Source organism: Vibrio sp. Y2-5 (assembly GCF_014596725.1).
Taxonomy (GTDB): Bacteria; Pseudomonadota; Gammaproteobacteria; order Enterobacterales; family Vibrionaceae; genus Vibrio.
This window is the reverse complement of the sequence record NZ_JACVEG010000003.1, coordinates 97,915-115,184: the sequence shown is the minus strand read 5'-3', so window position 1 is coordinate 115,184 and position 17,270 is coordinate 97,915. Positions and strand designations below refer to the sequence as shown.

Sequence of the window (17,270 nt, the reverse complement as noted above, 5' to 3'; positions counted from 1 at the left end):
GTTGTTCTTAAATGTAAAAAACGATAAGGAGAAAACCATGCTCAAACTATACTGGTACCCGCTCTCGGGACATGCTCACCGCGCACACATGCTATTAAGTATGCTTGAATTGAATTTTGAGCTTATTACTGTCGATTTGCCTGCTGGAGAACATCAACAACCAGAATTTTTGGCACTTAATCCCTTTGGGCAGATACCTGTTTTGGTCGATGGTGACACGGTTATTGCTGATTCAAACGCGATCTTGGTTTATCTCGCCACCGTTTATGATAAACAGCAGCAATGGCTTCCAGAATCACCCCAACTGCGTGCTCATATTGAGCAGTTTCTCTCTCTAGCGGCGAATCGACTCGCAGGATCAATAGCCAAACTGCGCGCAGCGAACATATTCAATCGAAGCATCGACAGTGAACCACTTACTCAAGAAGCTTATAAATTACTCAAACAACTTGAGAACTACCAAAATGGCCGCCAGTGGCTGGTAGGAACAACGCCGACCATTGCTGACTTAGCACTCTACAGTTATATCAAGCTAGCGCCAGAGGGCGGTATAAGCTTGGCTGACTACCCAGACGTGGAAGCGTGGCTTAAAAGAGTAGAGGCGTTACCAAGCTTTGTTCCTATGAAACTTTCGAATGTTGGATTGCGGAAGGAAACACATAATAGTGATGTTAGCAAAAGCTACAGCTAACTTAACAAGGCAGGCACAGCGAAGGGACAGGTGAGCGTTTTTAGGCTGATGCCTGTCCGCTTAAATCAGGTGTGGTTTAGTCTTGGTTATCACCCTGTAAATCTTTACTTTGCGACCGTAAGCGCTTTGATACCCTAGAATTACTTCTTCATCATCTTCGCTAAATCCGCGAAGGGATTGTATGTCGCCCCTTGGTGTTCATCTTCACCGGGTTTTATTTCACTTCCATAACGATCATGGTCAAGGTATTTACTGTGCTCATGATCGTGGCAATAAAGACACAATAATTCCCAGTTACTGCCATCTTCTGGATTATTCGTATGATCATGATCTTTGTGGTGAACGGTTAACTCACGCAGGTTTGAATACACAAACTCTCTAGCACACCTACCGCATACCCAAGGATATAATTTAAGTGCTTTCTCCCGATAGTCGGCTTCCTTTCGTGCATAGCTGGCACTGGTTCCATAATAGTCTGATGACATGTGGTATCCCCATGTATTAATTAAGCTCTGACACTAGCATAAGCATAAATTGTATAAATTGACCAAGGTTAAGCTACAGTCCCAAGCTAGATTCCTTTCGCCCAGGGCGATCGAGTCAGATCTTGATGTATTTCCTGAATATCGAATTTCTCATTATCAGTACTCACAAGATAACGTTTTTGATTCCATTCATGCATTTCTGGCTCACTCATATTCTGATACTTGTCCTTTTTATTCATCAATAATGCTTTAGCTACCCAGAATCAGCAAAAGCGTTTTCGAAACTCTCGCGGGGTTAAACCTACAATATTGATGAACACTTTTCGGCAGGCGCTTATATCTTCATAACCAACCTGATTGGCAATCCATTCAAATGAATGCGATGTACTTTCCAGATAGTCACACGCATTTTGTACTCGAAGGCGTTGCAAGTAATGATTTGGGTTATAGCCAGTCGCTTTTAAGAATCGTCTCTGCAGGGTACGTTCAGTCAGGTTCGCTTGCTTTGATAACTGTTGTACCGATAGCGATTTGGCATAATTTTGATGCATGATTTGTTGAACGGCAACAATGGCTATATCGCCGTGGGCGAACGATGGATTGAATTGCTGATAATAACGTTGTTCTCGATGCGCAGTGTCGATAACCAAGGTTTTACCCAGTTGACGTACAACCCTAGGCGAAGCATGTTTTGCAATGAGCTCAAACCCTAAGTCTAACCATGACATCATCCCGCCTGCAGTGACTATATCGCCATGATCAACCAATATTTTATTGCTGTTAAGAGCAATACTAGGAAACGCTGCGGAGAAAGTCTCCGCTAGCGCCCAATGGGTAGTCACTTCTCTAGTCGAAATTAACTCCGTTTGAGCAAGAATGAAGACGCCTGCACACGCAGAGGCAAGGACAGCACCTTGTGAATACTGCTCTTGTAGCCATTTAATGTACTCGGGTTGAGGATTTAAGTAGTAATCACCACCTGACGCTGGTGGCAATACAACAACGGTTAAACTGTTCGCAGCCAGCGCGGTATGGGGAATAACAATGGGTTCAAATTGAACGTCAATGTTGTGCTCCTGACAAACTCTATTAGCGAGTAAAAACATCTCTTCAAGGCCATAAACCGCAGACTTCAATACTGAAGGGTACTCACAAATTCCAATGGATATTTTCTGCATGCTTCTCTCTGATTTGTCGTTTATGGCATCTTTTGTGTCATTTTAGCCTCTAAAATCAATGCAGCAAGTCGCTCATAATTTTCCTGTACCAAGACTTATGCAATAGGAGATAAAAATGAGCAATAAAGCGCTACTCGTGATTGATATCCAGAATGATTACTTTGAGAAGGGTAATTTCCCTTTGTGGAATACCGATAGGACGCTGAGCAATATTAAGAACTTAACAACTAAAGCAAATGCATTGAATGTTCCGGTGTTCCTTGTTCAGCATGTATCTTCAGCGCCGAAAGGAATGGCTCCTTTCTTCGAAAGAGGCAGCCATGGCGTAGATATACACCCTGAAATAAAGCAAATCTGTTCTTCTGCACAAGTGGTTGAAAAACATCATGCTGATAGTTTTTATCAAACTAACTTAGAGAACCTGCTCAGTAAGTTCGACATTGATGAATTGCTGATATGTGGAATGATGACGCAAAACTGCGTTACGCATACGGCGATGTCGAAACAAGCGGAAAATTACAAAGTGTCGATCGTTGAAGACTGTTGTACGACTACGGATGAGATGATTCATAATCTTGCTTTAAATGCGGTATCTGTTCGAATCCCACTTATCAATTCTTCGGAAGCACTTTAGAAGAAAAGTTCCCGACGATATCAAGGTTTACCTTAATGATAAAAAACCACCAGCATTGCGCTGGTGGTTTTTCGATTATTCGACAGTGTTGAGTATTTTATTCAGCTCATCTCTTTCTGCGTCTGTCATTTTGGTTTTATTGAGGAACGGCATATCACCACTCACCACTGCTCGGGCAAGAATGCGTGATTTCCAACGTTCAACGTCCTGCCATGTGTCGAACACCGCGCCGCTTGGCGCTACTTTAAACACATCATCTGTGGGGGTTGAACTGTGGCACTGGCTACAGCGAGCTTCAATAATTCCTAGTGCAGAGTGTTGTTGCTCTGTCAGTTGAGGTACTGATTCTACTGCAGTACTAGCCACCGTTGCCGTCACGATTGATTCAGAGCCTTGAGCAGCCACCACTTTTTGCGCGTGTAGCTGTGATGTTGCTTGCCAACTGATAGCAACCGCCAGTGCAAACATCGCTGCTGCACCAGTGTAAATAACACTCGGTTTTGACTGACCGGAATGCTTAAGGTTGAAGTAATGGCGAATATAAGCGCTGATTAACATGATTAACAGCCCAATTAGCCAGCTTTGCGCATGCTGGTAAATCATCGGATAGTGGTTACTGATCATCAAAAAGATGATTGGTAACGTGAAGTAGTTATTGTGAATTGAACGGCGTTTTCCTTCTAAGCCCGGAGCTGGGTCCACAGGTTCGCCTGCGGCTACTTGTTTTACCATCTTCCGTTGACCTGGGATGATCTTATGGAAAACGTTGTTCACCATAATTGAACCGATCAACGCCCCCATGTGAATAAACGCGCCGCGACCGCTGAACATATGCGCAAAAGCGTAGAAGAATAGGGCACCGAATAGCACTAACACGACAATAAACAGAGGTGTTGAACGGTTCAGTGGAGAACGCATTAATCCCTCATACACGACTACGCCAAGGAAGATAGCTCCAACACCTAAACCAATGGCTTGAAGAGTCGTCAGTTCCATTACGCGAGGATCAATTAGGTAAGCTTGCGCGTTGAAGTAGTACATCCAAATCAGTAACGCAGTACCTGTTAGCCAAGTGGAGTAGGCTTCCCATTTAAACCAGTGCAGTTTTTCAGGCATTTTTTCTGGGCCGACTTGGTATTTGGCGACTTCATAGAAACCACCACCGTGTATTGCCCAAAGATCGCCTTTGATTCCTTTGTCCTGTTTCCATTTTGGTGGAGTTTCAAGGGAGTTATCTAACCAAGTGAAATAGAAACTCGCGCCAATCCATGCAATACCGCAGATTACATGGAACCACTTGATAAATAACGCAATCCATTCGTAGAGTTGTGGCCACATAACATTACATCCTTTTGATAAACTAATTTTCCATGAACATAGGTTTTCTCGATCACTCGCTCGTCACCCAGTGTGACCAAAGCGAAAAGTTGTTCAGACAATTCCTGACAACGCAAAATGCGCTGTTTGAGCATCGGAAATGCTGTGAGATCGAGTTCTACAAAATCGGCTTCAGTGCCGATATTAAAATTGCCAATGAGGTGATCGAGCCCCATTGCAGCCGCAGCTCCCTGAGTGCAGAGATAGAGAGATTCAAACGCATCTAAACTCATGCCTTGTAACTGACATACTTTGTAGGCGTCACTTTGGTTACGCAGCAGACTCAGACTGGTTCCTGCACCGACATCACTGGCGATGCCGACTGGAATTCCAGACTCTTTTGCTTTTTGATAGTTAAACAAACCACTCCCTAAAAATAGATTCGATGAAGGACAGAACGCGATCGCCGCACCGTTTGCAGCCAGAGATTTGAATTCCCGATCATTAAGATGCAGAGCATGTCCAAACAGGGCGCGGTCACGCACAAGGTTGTAGCGCTCATACACGGCTAGGTAATCGTTGTCTTCAGGGAAAAGATCTTTCACCCACGCCATTTCACCGTGGTTTTCGCTTAAGTGAGTTTGAATGAACGTATCCGGATGCTCGTTGGCAAGTTGTCCGGTTTTGGCTAGCTGATCCGGTGTACTTGTCGGCGCAAAGCGAGGCGTAATCGCATAGAGTGCACGTCCATTTTTATGCCAACGTTCTATCAACTCTTTACTGTCACGATAGCCTGATTCCGGCGTGTCTTGCAGTTCGTCAGGACAGAAGCGATCCATCATAATTTTGCCGCAAATCATTCGCGCATTATGTCGCTCTGCTGCGGTAAAAAATGCGTTAACCGACTGTGGATGAACCGTGGCAAACACGCTGGCTGTGGTTGTTCCATGAGCAAAAAGTTGGTTAATGAAGAACTCTGCTTGAGCATTGCAGTAATCTTGATTAGCGAACATTAGCTCTGTTGGAAAAGTATATGTGTTTAACCAATCCAACAGTTGCTTACCATAGCTGGCAATCATCTCTATTTGAGGGAAATGCACATGGGCATCAATCATACCCGGAATGAGCAATCCGTGGTGTTGAGTCACATGCCCTTGAATCAACAGCGCTTTGTTGGCAGAGATTGAAAAGAACTCTTTGGCATCTCCCACATGGGTAATACGCCCATTTTCCACTACGAGCACGCCGTCATTCCAATATTGATAGTTCTCAGATGGTGACGATGTCACTTTTGCAAAGTGAAGTAAGCTTCCTCTATGTACCTTTAACGTCATATTAACTACCTCGATAGCTAGAATATGAGTAAGGCGAAAGAAGTAGCGGTATGTGGTAGTTTCTGTCGTCGCTAACCGTGAAATGCACGTCGATCATTGGAAAGAAAGATGCCCCGAATTGTTCTTCACAGTAGGGCTGTACCAGAAAGCGCAAGGTAAAGTTATGTTTATCAAGCGTGATGCCTTCAAAAACGGCGCGACCATCTTCGTTTGTGGTTTGCTCTGCAAGGCAATCAAAACTGCCCAATCGATAAAGTTTTACAACGATATTTGCGGCGGGGTGACCGTTCGCTGTGTCCAATACATGGCAACTGAGTTTGTTCATAAATAAGCTTCCATTCTTATCTGACTAATTTTTTGTTGTTCTATTGAGGCCTGATGCAGCTCTTGAGCACGCGTGCGGTTAATGCGCTCTTGCAGCAAACTCAGCATCTCATCAGCACTCTTATTGGTGGCGCAAACAATGAAGATAAAACCAAATTTCTCAACGTATTCTTGGTTAAGTAACAGCAACTGCTGCAAGGTTTCATCTGAGGCATTTTTCACGCCGCCTTGTTCTTTTTCACTTAATGATTTTCCCTGCGCGTATTTCTTTTGCAGTGTGGATATATCACCAATCATTGGGTGACCTGAGAAAGCTTCCAGCCAATCTTGTTCTTCAAGTTCTGCAAACGCTTCTTCTGCTGCGTTTTTGAACTCTGAAGAACCATTGAAAGGCATTTTTGCTTTCACTAACGATACCCACTTCTGACTGGTACAGATTTTATTCAATGCTTGATCGTCGAGTTCCAAGCTCGTTGGTACTGCTGTCATTGCTTTTCTTCCTTTAAAACCTTCCGAGCTTCATTTGCCTGCTTCCATTGCACTTCTTCGATGTTGGTATCACGATGAACTGTGCTAGCCTCATGTTCACTGAATAAGCCGATCAGTTGAGCCGTTACCGAAACTGCAACCTGCATCGGTAGTTTGCCTTTTACATCCGGATGACCAATCGGGCAGGTGAGGTTATCAATGAGTTGGGTGTCTGTTAGCTGCTCTTTCAAACGGAATTCAAAGCGTTGTTTTTTACCTTGTGAACCAATCAGCCCAACAAACGCAAAGCGGTTTTCTTCCAATGCCAGACGGGTAATCTCAAAGTCGAGCCCATGATCTTGAGTCATCACAATCACATAGGCGTTGTTAGGTAGTTGACTAATAGCTTCAATAGGGTTTTCTAGCAGTTCAACCTTGATGCCTTTGTCCTGCAAGGGGTTTAGCCACTCTTGGCGGCTATCGACCACAGTCAACTGACAAGGCAACTCATTTAACACTGTGGTTAACGCCTGGCACACATGACCAGCACCAAAGATAACCACCTGAGGTGTTTGGGTATGAAAATACTCAAACATCACCTGAACCGCACCGCCGCAACATTGCGCCAGATCGGCGGATAGCGAGAAACGTTCAATGACCACTTGGCTTTGATGAGAAGCTAATCCTTCGCGAGCCTGTGCGATAACTTTATACTCAAGGTTACCACCGCCTAGCGTGTCGAACTGGCACGCTTGTGTTATCACCATTTTAGAGCCGCTTGACCTCGGAACCGAGCCAACGTAGGCAACCACAGTTGCGATGCAATAAGCTTCACCTTGCTGTTCAAGCATTTGGCATGCTTTAAGCCAGTGCATACTTGGGTTGTTGAGCAGCTCATTCTTGTTGAACTGATTAACATTGAACTGCTCAAAGCCTTGTGGGTTATGGTGTGACGGCATCTTCAGTCTCCTTCACCACGCTGCGCTCTATCCATTGAAGTTGCTCTTCACAGGCACTCAAAATGGTTTCGCCAGTTGCTGGGGCGTGTAACTGTGGCGCATGCTTGTGGCCGCTAATCGAAGCCACCGCATCATACGTTGCACACCAAACACTGATGGCGTGCATGAAAGGCGGTTCGCCCACCGCTTTCGAGCGATAGATGCTGTGCTCTGGATTCGCTTTCTCATACAGGTCAATGTGCATCTGTTTTGGATAGTCACCAATGGTTGGGATCTTGTAGTTCATTGGGCTGCTGCTCAGTAGGCGACCGTCTTCATGCCATACAAGTTCTTCGGTGGTCAGCCATCCCAAACCTTGCACGAAGGCACCTTCAATCTGACCTCGGTCGATGGCTGGGTTTAAGCTGTTACCCACATCGTGCAGGATATCCACGCGATCAACACGCATCTCACCTGTGAGAGTATCAATCGTGACTTCGGAACAAGATGCACCTAGTGAGAAATAGAAGAAGGGGTGACCCGTCGCGGTTTTTCTGTCGTAACCAATCTTCGGTGTTTGGTAAAAACCAGTTGCAGAAAGAGAAACGCGCGCCATATACGCTTTTTGCACCAGTTGAGCCCAAGTGACCGTTTCATTTACACCCACTAGTTGGCCGTTGACGATATCCACTTCTTCTACCTTGTAGTGGCAACGTGCAAACTCCAGTAGACGCTGTTTAATTTGTAATGCGGCTATGTGCGCTGCCATACCGTTCAAATCAGCACCCGAAGATGCTGCGGTTGGCGAGGTGTTTGGCACCTTGTCAGTACGAGTAGAAGTAACCAGTACTTTCTCTAAGCTCACGCCAAAAGTTTGTGCGACGATTTGTTGGATTTTAGTGTGCAGACCCTGGCCCATTTCGGTACCACCATGAGAAACCTGCATAGTGCCGTCTGTGTACACGTGGATAAGCGCACCTGCTTGGTTAAGGTGTGTGGCAGTAAACGAAATGCCGAATTTAATCGGTGTTAACGATAAGCCTTTCTTCAATACCGCGTGAGTTTTGTTCCATTGATTAACTTGTTCACGGCGAGCACGATAATCACTACTTTGTTCAAGCTGTTTCATGATTTCTAGCATGGCGTCGTGTTGGTCAACTTGCATGCCATAAGGCGTGATGTTTTTACCTGCTCGATAGAGGTTTTTAAGACGAATATCGAGTGGGTCTTGTTTGACGGTTAGCGCCAACTCTTCCATCGCTTTTTCGATCACTATCATCCCTTGCGGGCCACCGAATCCACGATAAGCAGTATGAGAAACCATATCTGTTTTCAGGCGATTACCTTCAATGCATGCTTTACCAAGGAAATAAGCGTTGTCTGCATGGAACATTGCGCGGTCTACAATCGCATCAGACAGGTCAGGGGAGTGACCGCAAATACCGTTCACCTGAATATCTGCTGCAATGATTTCACCTTGTTGATTGGCTGCGATTTGGTAGCGGTTGTAAAACGGATGCCGTTTACCTGTCGCCGTCATATCAATACCGCGAGGCAGTCGAATTTTAACGGCACGTTTTGTGTGATAAGCGCCAAGCGATGCCAAACATGCCCATTGTGCGGCCTGGCTTTCTTTACCACCAAAACCACCGCCCATACGGCGCATATCAACCGTTACATGGTTAAAATCAATGTGTAGGACTTCCGCAATGAGCTTTTGAATTTCAGACGGGTTCTGTGTCGATGAACGTACAAAAATACCGCCATCTTCGGTGACTTCGGCAAGGCTGACTTGTCCTTCCAGATAGAAATGCTCCTGACCGCCGACGTGCATATCGCTATCGATAGCAATATCCGCATCATCAAACACGCTCTGTTCAATGTGTTTGCCCATTTGGTGCGAAGGGAGTAATTCGCTTGCGTTTTCGTGGTTTAGCGCCACAGCTTCTTGTTGGTATTCAACAGAAGCTAAACGCGCGGCTTTCCACGCTTGATCATGAGTGGTTGCCAATACCAAAGCGATAGGCTGACCGAAATAGCGGATTTCATTATCCAAAGCCAGAAGTGGGTCGCCTTTAAAAATGGTGCCAATGTCTTTTTCGCCGGGAATCGCATCCGCAGTGAAGACTTTAACCACACCGTCTGCGTTCTCGACAGAGGAAAGGTCCAGATTGGTGATTTTACCTTTGGCGATAGATGAAATAACCACAGCAGCGTGAAGGCAATTTCTTGGCGTCACATAATCATCAACAAACAACGCTTCGCCACTCACTTGCTTATCCGCACTTTCATGTTTGTGCGGTTTGCCAACAACCTCAGTGACAGGTTGTTGAGCAGGTGTTTGTGTATCAACAGAAGTTAATTTACGCATGTTGCACCAACCTTGTTTCAACTTGCTGTGATTCTAAGTAAAAGCGTTGCAGCAGGTTTTGTACCAGTTTTACCCGATACTCCGCAGAGCCACGAACGTCACTTAACGGATGAATCACCTGAGTAACCTTTTGGCGTGCTTTATTCACGATAGGCTGTGTGAGAGAGTGACCGACAAAGACTTCTTCTAACTCAAATAGACGTACAGATTTAGCGGCCACACCGCCAGCTGAAATAATGCAGCTCTTGACGCGTTTGTCTGAACCTATGGTCATGTTGATAGCAAAAGTGACGGTTGCAATGTCGTCCTCGTAACGCTTGCTGACCTTGTAGATAGCATGGAGTTGGTTTGGAGCTAAACGAGGTAGATGAATCGCACTGATCCACTGGTTTGGTTTGATCAGAGTTTCGCGATAACCCGTTATGTAATCCTCTGGTGCATAAAGAGTCTTGTTTACGCCATCATCCAGTTCAATTTTACCCTGAAGGCTCATCAGCAATGGTGCAATATCACCAATAGGAGATGCGTGACCAAGGCTGCCACCCAATGTTGCTCGATGACGAATGGTCAAACTGCCCAAACGTTCAATCACTTCATCCGTGGTTGGGAAGTGTTTCTTCATAAATTCATGAACAATGTTCATTGGCTCGGCTGCACCAATACGCCAGCCTGATGTGGTTTCGGTGATACCAAGCAGATCATCAACGTTTGAGATATCAATCAATTCCGGAATTGATTTAAGTTGTTGTGTGACTTCCAGCGACAAATCAGTACCGCCAGCAATCAGTTTCGCGTTCGGATGTTCAGCGCGTGCTTTTGCCAGAGCTTGACGAGTGGTTGGCTTAATATACTGAGCACTTTCCAATGGCTGAACAGATTTCATCCATGCTTTAACACTTTCGACTTCTGCGTTAAGTGGATCTTCAATTTCTGTGGTAGCAATAGTGTTGGCGGCTTCTATCAGCGGCCCATAACCGGTACAACGACATAAGTTTCCCGCTAAGAAATCAGCAGGGTGTTGTGGCTTCTCGTTTTGTTTCGATAGGGCGTATAGCGACATCACAAAACCCGGTGTGCAAAAGCCACATTGGGTACCGTGTTTGTCCACCACTACTTGTTGTACAGGGTGAAGTTGATCGCCCTGTTTTAGGTGTTCTACTGTGATCACCTGTTTACCGTGCAGTGAATGAATTGGCGTAATACAGGCGTTGATTTGGCGATAGTTGAGCGTATCACCATTTAAGCTGACTAAAACGACAGTACAAGCTCCGCAGTCTCCGCTTGCGCATCCTTCTTTAGAGCCTGTCATTTGCTTTTGTTCGCGTAGGTAGTTCAATAGCATGGTATCTGCTTTGGCAGACGCCACTTTGACGACCTCACTATTAATCATTAGCTCTAACATAACTTCCTCTCTCCCTTTCTAATTGTAGCTTTAGCCTTACTTTCTGCGCTTCCTTGCTTCAATGAGTACGGGTTTTTATTATTAAACTTGTCCAACTGGTCAACTATTTGGTTAAAAAAAGACTCGTCTGCTGTGAGCTAGCAGACGAGTCCCGACGTGATTAATTAGGAATTTTTGCGTCGATACCTTCAACGTACCAGTTCACAGTTGCCAGCTCTTTATCTGTTAAAGAGTGACCTGCCGGGATAACTTCCTTGCCTTGGTTGTCTTTCATCGGGCCAGTAAATGGAACGATTTCGCCTGAAATGATCTTCGCTTCTGTGTCAGAAATTGCAGTCTTGATCTCTTCAGGAAGGCTAGGGTTGATAGCAACAATTTGCAGCAACTCATCTTTTAGACCGCCCCAGTAGTCTTCCGGTTTCCAAGTACCGTCCATAACCGCTTGCACAGTTTTGATGTAGTGTGGTGCCCAGTGGTCACGTACAGAGAACATGTGTGCTTTTGGCGCAAAGTGGCTCATGTCAGAAGCTTGACCGATACCCATCATGCCGCGTTTTTCTGCTGCGATGAGTGGTGCTGGGCTGTCAGTGTGTTGAAGGATAATGTCAGCGCCTTGATCCATAAGAGCGTTCGCAGCATCCGATTCTTTACCCGGATCGTACCAAGTGTTCACCCAAACGATTTTTAGTTTGATATCTGGGTTTACGCTTTTCGCACCAAGATAAACCGCGTTGATATCACGAATAACTTCAGGGATTGGGAAAGTTGCAATGTAGCCAAGCGTGTTTGATTTTGTTGCCATACCCGCCGCAACGCCAGATACGTAACGACCTTCGTAGGTACGAAGTACGTAAGTACCTAGGTTTTTATCCATTTTGTAACCCGTAGCGTGTTCAAACGTCACTTTAGGGAAGCGTTTGGCTACTTTCGCTGTTGGGTTCATAAAGCCGAATGAAGTCGTGAAGATTACTTCGTTGCCTGACTTGGCTAGCTGAGTAATGACACGTTCAGCATCCGCACCTTCCGGTACGTTTTCCACGAATGTTGTTTGCACTTTGCCGTTGAAGTGTTTTTCCATTTCCAGACGGCCTTGGTCGTGCTCATAGCTCCAACCGTGGTCGCCAACAGGACCCACGTATACAAAACCGACTTTCATCGGATCTTCCGCAAGGGTAGAAGTTGAAAACACTGCAGACACTGAAAGTGCTGCAACCGTCATCCACTGATTTATTTTCATGAAATTCTCCATTTCAAAGATATCGCTATTTTAAGATAGCTATTTGGTTGTCCATTTTTGCTTGCAAAAGAGTATTGATAAGGAGTTGCTTGCAAAAAATTCGTGATACGAGATTGTTAGCAAAAAGTTGACCAACTGGTCGTGTTTTAAATAATTATTTTCGAATGGGCTTGTAAGCATTGTGCACAAAGGGGTTAGATAGATTGTATACAGTCAGTATAGACACTGAGGCGGAATTGACTTTAAGTGAATGTTTTACAATGGTGCTTACATGTATACAAAATGCACCAATTTGATGCGCAAGTGTGGGCTGAAGAGCTTGGGAAATTACCGTTTGTTTAAAAAGACCATTTCGAACAAATGCAGCGATATACAAAAAAGCCCGCAAACGCGGGCTGATTTCTATCTGTTGTTATTGACGTTTAGGGTCGAACGGTTTGCCTAAACTCATTGGCGTTGCCAGTTTCTGACGCAGCTCATTCGAGCTCAGTAATACCATGACAACGACAGTAGCAACATAAGGGGTCATCGCGAGTAGGTTAGGAGAGATGTCGATTCCAGCACCCTGCATCATCAAATGCATGATGGAAGTGAAACCGAATAAGTATGCCCCCAACACCAGATAGCCAATGCGCCATGAAGCGAATACAACCAGAGCTAACGCGATCCATCCGCGGCCAGCAGTCATGTTTTCCATCCACATCGGTGTATACGATAACGACATGTAAGCACCTGCAAGACCTGCCAATGCACCACCAAGTAATGTGACCATGTAACGAACTTTAATCACCTTGATACCTAATGCGTTTGCAGAGTGCGGGTTTTCTCCAACAGCGCGAATTACCAAACCAATACGCGTTTTATGCATCACCCACCAAGCGGTACCAACAAGGATAAAACTTGTGTAGACCAAAATGTCGTGATTGAACAACAGCGGGCCCAAAAATGGGATGTCACTGAGCAGGGGAATCGCGATTGGCTTGAACCCTTGGATAGTATTACCGACTAAACTACCGCCTAAGAACGCGCTCAGGCCAGTGCCAAATATCGTCAGTGCTAAACCTGTAGCAACTTGATTTGAGCTAAGTGTTAACGTCAGTATGCCGAATAACCAAGCCATCATCATACCAGCCAACATGGCTACTAAGACGCCGACAAGCAGACTGCCAGAAACCATAGCACCAGCAAAGCCAGCCATTGCGCCCATCAGCATCATGCCTTCCTGACCAAGGTTAAGTACCCCAGTTTTTTCACATATCAACTCGCCCAAAGCGATGATTAGCAGGGGGGTACCTGTTTTTAGTGCCGCGATAAACAGCGACTGAATTAGCATTGCATCCATTATGCGGCTCCTTTCTCATTAACCAGTGAACTAGCGGTTTTCTTGCTTAAAGAACGATTCGGAACGAATCGGTAGTAGATTAAAAAATCACACGCTAATAAGAAGAAGAGCAGGGTACCTTGGAACAAACCAGTAACGGCAGTTGGCAGGTTGAGTTCAATCTGAGCAAGGTCACTTCCCATATAAAGAGCCCCCATAAACAGGGCTGCGATAATCACACCTATCGGGTTTAAGCGACCAAGATAAGCCACGATAATCGCAGCATAGCCGTAACCGGGAGAAACGGATGGAACCAACTGACCAATCGGTCCCATCACTTCAGCAGCTCCGGCAAACCCAGCCATAGCACCCGCGAATAACATCACGCCCCAGACCAATTTGTTCTCGGAGAAACCTGCGTATTTAGCGGCTGCGCGCTCAGATCCCATCACTCGTAATTTAAAGCCGGGTAATGTTTTGAACAGCACTAATCCTGCTGCTATCGCAACAATCACTGCAATCACAATCGACATGGTTGCTCGCCCTGCTTCGGTAAGCGGTGACATCATTACTGCATCAACAAACATGGCAGATTCAGGAAAACCAAAGCCTGAGGGATCGCGTAGTGGTCCATGCACCGCCCACAGCAGAATGTACAAACCAATGTAATTAAGCATGATGGTGGTGAGAATGATATTGGTGTGAAAGCGACGGTTTAGCCAAGTAGGAATACCTGCCCATAACGCACCTGCAATAACACCCGCACCAACAGTCAGCAGGAAGGTACCAAAACCGGAATCGTCGGTTGCGGTTACCGCTACGGCACTACTGGCGACAGCTCCAATCAATAGTTGACCTTCAGCGCCGATATTCCACATATTGGCGCGATAACACAATGCCAAGCCAATCGCACACAGCATCAACGGTGCCGATTTTACTAGCAGCTCGCCTAAGTTGTAGCTGTCAGAAAAAGGCATGATGACAAACACTTGGAAGGCTTTGAGTGGATCAACATCTAACCAAATGAACATTAAGCTGGAAACAGCCATAGTCAGCACCACGGCAATGAATGGTGAAAGCCAAGACATCATCTTAGAACTTTCTAAACGGGGTTGAACCTTAAGCATTTGCGACCTCCACATGAGAAACGAAACCACCGGCTATCCATTCCCCAATTTGATCGATAGAGGTATTGCTGGTTTTGACGGCGTCCGACACTTGGCCTTCATAAATCGCGGCTAATCGGTCACACAAAATAAACAGTTCGTCGATGTCTTCAGAGACAACCAGAACCGCAGTACCTGCATCGCGCAATGCGATGAGTTGACGATGGATGGCACTGGCAGCACCGATATCTACACCCCAAGTCGGATGTGCACAAATAAGGACTTTCGGTTGCTGAGCAACTTCACGTCCCATAATGAACTTCTGTAAATTACCGCCGGAAAGACTCTTCGCCTGAGAATTTTCGTTGCGACATTTCACTTGGTTACTGCTGATAAGCTGTTTGGCAAGTTGCTTGAGCTTAGGGAAGTTAATCACCCCGCGTGAACTTAATGCACGAGAGTGAGTGAGCAGGGTATTTTCTTCCAAACTCATTTCGGGCACGGCTCCCTGACCAAGGCGGTTGGCGGGCACGTAGGCGAGGCCAAGTTCGCGTCGTTTACCTGCGTCCCAATCGCCAATATTGATCTCTTGCCATTGAATGCTTTGGGCTTTGCTACGTGTGTCTTCACCACTGAGTACCGCAAGCAAATCTTCCTGACCATTGCCAGCAACACCGGCAAGGCCAAAGATTTCGCCAGCGCGTAATTGCAGATTTACATTCTCAAGCCCACATCCAAAGGGGTGGGACGGAGAAAGTGTCAGGTTACTTGTTTGCAGAACGACTTCTGTGGTTTCGGTTTTTGGGTAGCTTTCTGATAGCTGTGTTTCATCGCCGACCATCATGCGCGCAATCGAGTTTGGTGTCTCTTGGCTTGGGTCACACTCACCCGTGACTTTACCGCCACGCAAAATCACAGCGCGATGGCATAAAGATGTTACTTCCTTAAGCTTGTGGCTGATGAACAAAATGGCGCAACCTTCGCTTGAAAGCTGGTTTAACACTTCAAACAAACCTTCGATTTCTTGTGGTGCAAGCACGGACGTTGGTTCATCTAGGATTAAGAGCTTAACGTCCTGAATCAAGCAGCGGAGTATTTCAACACGCTGCCTTTCTCCGATACTGAGACTGTGTACATATCTGTCTGGGTCTACATGCAGTTGGTATTGTTCACTCTTATCGATGATGAGTTTGCGTAAATCGGAAACTGAGTCGAGAAATTCCTTATCTAGACCCAGTTGAATGTTTTCCAGTACGGTGAGTGTCTCAAAAACGGAAAAGTGCTGAAATACCATGCCGATACCCATGGCTCTTGCTTGGTTTGGCGAGCTGATTGTGACTTCGTGGTTGTTCCACAGAATAGCCCCTTCACTTGGGCTGTTTACGCCATAGATCATTTTTACCAGCGTTGATTTTCCTGCGCCATTTTCTCCTAATAGAGCAAGGATCTCTCCTTGATGAAGTTTAAGATTCACTTTGTCATTCGCCACGACGCCGGGGAAGAACTTACTGATGTTCCACAGCTCGAGTAGTGGTGTGTCCATGTTGAGCAGATTCCTTTCTAATTAATTTTACGGCTATTTTTGTTGGATTATTTGTTCTTCTATTTTATTTATAAGAGCCAAATGCAAAAACCTGACCAAGTGTTCAACATCAACAGGCGTAAGGCTTAGCCTTGAGAACTTTCATTTGCTTTGCTTTATATTGGTGCATAGTGTTGAAAATGGTGCAAAAAATAGACACTTGACAACTGTGTGCTATCCATTGATTACTTTAAATATAAGCCTAAATTGAAAGGAGTTCTTTTGGATACTGAACTTGCGCAGCACAAGCGGACGATTTCTGGAGAAATACGCAGGCGTAACGAAACGTTAATTTTGCAAGCCGCGGCCGATGAATTTGTAAAACACGGATATAAAGGAACATCGGTTCAGGCGATAGCGGACAGAGTTAATTTGCCAAAAGCCAATATTCTGTATTACTTCAAGTCGAAAACAGGGCTGTATAAGGCGCTACTCAAAGACATTTTAGACTTATGGAATGAGGGGTTTTCGGAAGACGCAGCCAATATGCCGCCCGAGACAGTGTTACGCAATTATATTGTTGGCAAGATGCGCTATAGCCGCACACATCCGCAGGAGTCGAAGATCTTTGCACAGGAGATTATTCAAGGTGCACCTAATATTCGGGATGAAATCCAGTTTCCGGTGGTGGAGTGGGCTACCGGTAAATCATCAGTGATTCAGACATGGGTGGATAAAGGTTTAATTCTTCCAGTTGAGCCTTTGTATCTGCTGTTTTTGATTTGGAGCTCAACTCAGTTCTATGCAGATTTTGACACTGAGATTGAGTTGATCAAAGGGGCACCCATGTCAGAAAGTGAATTTGAAGACGCACAGAATTTTTTGGTTAACATAATAATCCGCGGTTTAGCGGTAGAAACGTCATAGGTAAAAGTGAGGGAA

The 17,270-nt window shown here is 45.5% G+C and carries 16 protein-coding genes; 3 read left to right on the top strand and 13 right to left on the bottom strand.

What is annotated here, in order from left to right:
* The first annotated feature begins 37 nt into the window (after nt 1–37).
* Nucleotides 38–691, top strand: a complete 654-nt coding sequence (locus HUO09_RS09810; protein ID WP_188233856.1) for a glutathione S-transferase family protein — start codon at nt 38–40, stop codon at nt 689–691.
* Between the two features lie 140 nt (nt 692–831).
* On the opposite strand, the gene HUO09_RS09805 is transcribed toward HUO09_RS09810, so the two are convergent.
* Both HUO09_RS09805 and HUO09_RS09800 read right to left on the bottom strand, forming a co-directional pair.
* Nucleotides 832–1,176 carry a YajD family HNH nuclease gene (locus HUO09_RS09805; protein WP_167413096.1) on the bottom strand — a complete coding sequence of 115 codons (345 nt, stop codon included), beginning with the start codon at nt 1,174–1,176 and terminating at the stop codon, nt 832–834.
* 263 nt (nt 1,177–1,439) lie between these two features.
* A complete protein-coding gene (locus HUO09_RS09800) occupies nt 1,440–2,354 on the bottom strand; it encodes a GlxA family transcriptional regulator (protein WP_188233855.1) in 915 nt (304 codons plus the stop codon).
* A gap of 115 nt (nt 2,355–2,469) precedes the next feature.
* On the opposite strand from HUO09_RS09800, the gene HUO09_RS09795 reads away from it, so the two are divergent.
* Entirely contained in the window at nt 2,470–2,988 is a 519-nt protein-coding gene (locus HUO09_RS09795) for a cysteine hydrolase family protein (RefSeq protein WP_188233854.1), read from the top strand.
* 75 nt (nt 2,989–3,063) lie between these two features.
* Here HUO09_RS09795 and HUO09_RS09790 read toward each other — a convergent pair whose 3' ends face one another.
* The 11 genes from HUO09_RS09790 to HUO09_RS09740 form a co-directional block, all read right to left on the bottom strand.
* Entirely contained in the window at nt 3,064–4,326 is a 1,263-nt protein-coding gene (locus tag HUO09_RS09790; RefSeq protein ID WP_188233853.1) for a urate hydroxylase PuuD, read from the bottom strand.
* A complete protein-coding gene (guaD, locus tag HUO09_RS09785) occupies nt 4,272–5,639 on the bottom strand; it encodes a guanine deaminase (protein ID WP_188233852.1) in 1,368 nt (455 codons plus the stop codon). The genes HUO09_RS09790 and guaD overlap by 55 nt, the downstream gene beginning before the upstream one ends.
* 1 nt (nt 5,640) lies before the next feature.
* Nucleotides 5,641–5,964, bottom strand: coding sequence for a hydroxyisourate hydrolase (gene uraH / locus HUO09_RS09780; protein ID WP_188233851.1), 324 nt, complete (start codon nt 5,962–5,964; stop codon nt 5,641–5,643).
* On the bottom strand, nt 5,961–6,452 hold the full coding sequence (gene uraD, locus HUO09_RS09775) for a 2-oxo-4-hydroxy-4-carboxy-5-ureidoimidazoline decarboxylase (RefSeq protein WP_167413090.1): 492 nt from the start codon (nt 6,450–6,452) through the stop codon (nt 5,961–5,963). The genes uraH and uraD overlap by 4 nt, the downstream gene beginning before the upstream one ends.
* Nucleotides 6,449–7,390 (bottom strand): xanthine dehydrogenase accessory protein XdhC, encoded by a 942-nt coding sequence (xdhC, locus tag HUO09_RS09770; RefSeq protein WP_188233850.1) that lies wholly within the window; start codon nt 7,388–7,390, stop codon nt 6,449–6,451. The genes uraD and xdhC overlap by 4 nt, the downstream gene beginning before the upstream one ends.
* Complete coding sequence (gene xdhB / locus HUO09_RS09765) at nt 7,374–9,740, bottom strand: xanthine dehydrogenase molybdopterin binding subunit (RefSeq protein ID WP_188233849.1); 2,367 nt, start codon at nt 9,738–9,740, stop codon at nt 7,374–7,376. Before xdhB ends, xdhC begins: the two co-directional genes overlap by 17 nt.
* On the bottom strand, nt 9,733–11,142 hold the full coding sequence (gene xdhA / locus HUO09_RS09760; RefSeq protein ID WP_188233848.1) for a xanthine dehydrogenase small subunit: 1,410 nt from the start codon (nt 11,140–11,142) through the stop codon (nt 9,733–9,735). The genes xdhB and xdhA overlap by 8 nt, the downstream gene beginning before the upstream one ends.
* Nucleotides 11,143–11,302: 160 nt before the next feature.
* Complete coding sequence (locus HUO09_RS09755) at nt 11,303–12,379, bottom strand: BMP family ABC transporter substrate-binding protein (RefSeq protein WP_167413086.1); 1,077 nt, start codon at nt 12,377–12,379, stop codon at nt 11,303–11,305.
* 412 nt (nt 12,380–12,791) lie between these two features.
* The gene (locus tag HUO09_RS09750) at nt 12,792–13,721 is read right to left on the bottom strand and encodes an ABC transporter permease (protein WP_167413085.1); all 930 of its coding nucleotides are present in this window, start codon (nt 13,719–13,721) and stop codon (nt 12,792–12,794) included.
* Complete coding sequence (locus HUO09_RS09745; RefSeq protein ID WP_188233847.1) at nt 13,721–14,827, bottom strand: ABC transporter permease; 1,107 nt, start codon at nt 14,825–14,827, stop codon at nt 13,721–13,723. The genes HUO09_RS09750 and HUO09_RS09745 overlap by 1 nt, the downstream gene beginning before the upstream one ends.
* Nucleotides 14,820–16,349: an ABC transporter ATP-binding protein gene (locus tag HUO09_RS09740; protein ID WP_188233846.1), complete on the bottom strand. Its 1,530-nt coding sequence runs from the start codon at nt 16,347–16,349 to the stop codon at nt 14,820–14,822. The genes HUO09_RS09745 and HUO09_RS09740 overlap by 8 nt, the downstream gene beginning before the upstream one ends.
* Before the next feature lie 261 nt (nt 16,350–16,610).
* Here HUO09_RS09740 and HUO09_RS09735 point away from each other — a divergent pair, with 261 nt between their 5' ends.
* A complete protein-coding gene (locus tag HUO09_RS09735; protein WP_167413587.1) occupies nt 16,611–17,255 on the top strand; it encodes a TetR/AcrR family transcriptional regulator in 645 nt (214 codons plus the stop codon).
* Nucleotides 17,256–17,270: the final 15 nt, after the last annotated feature.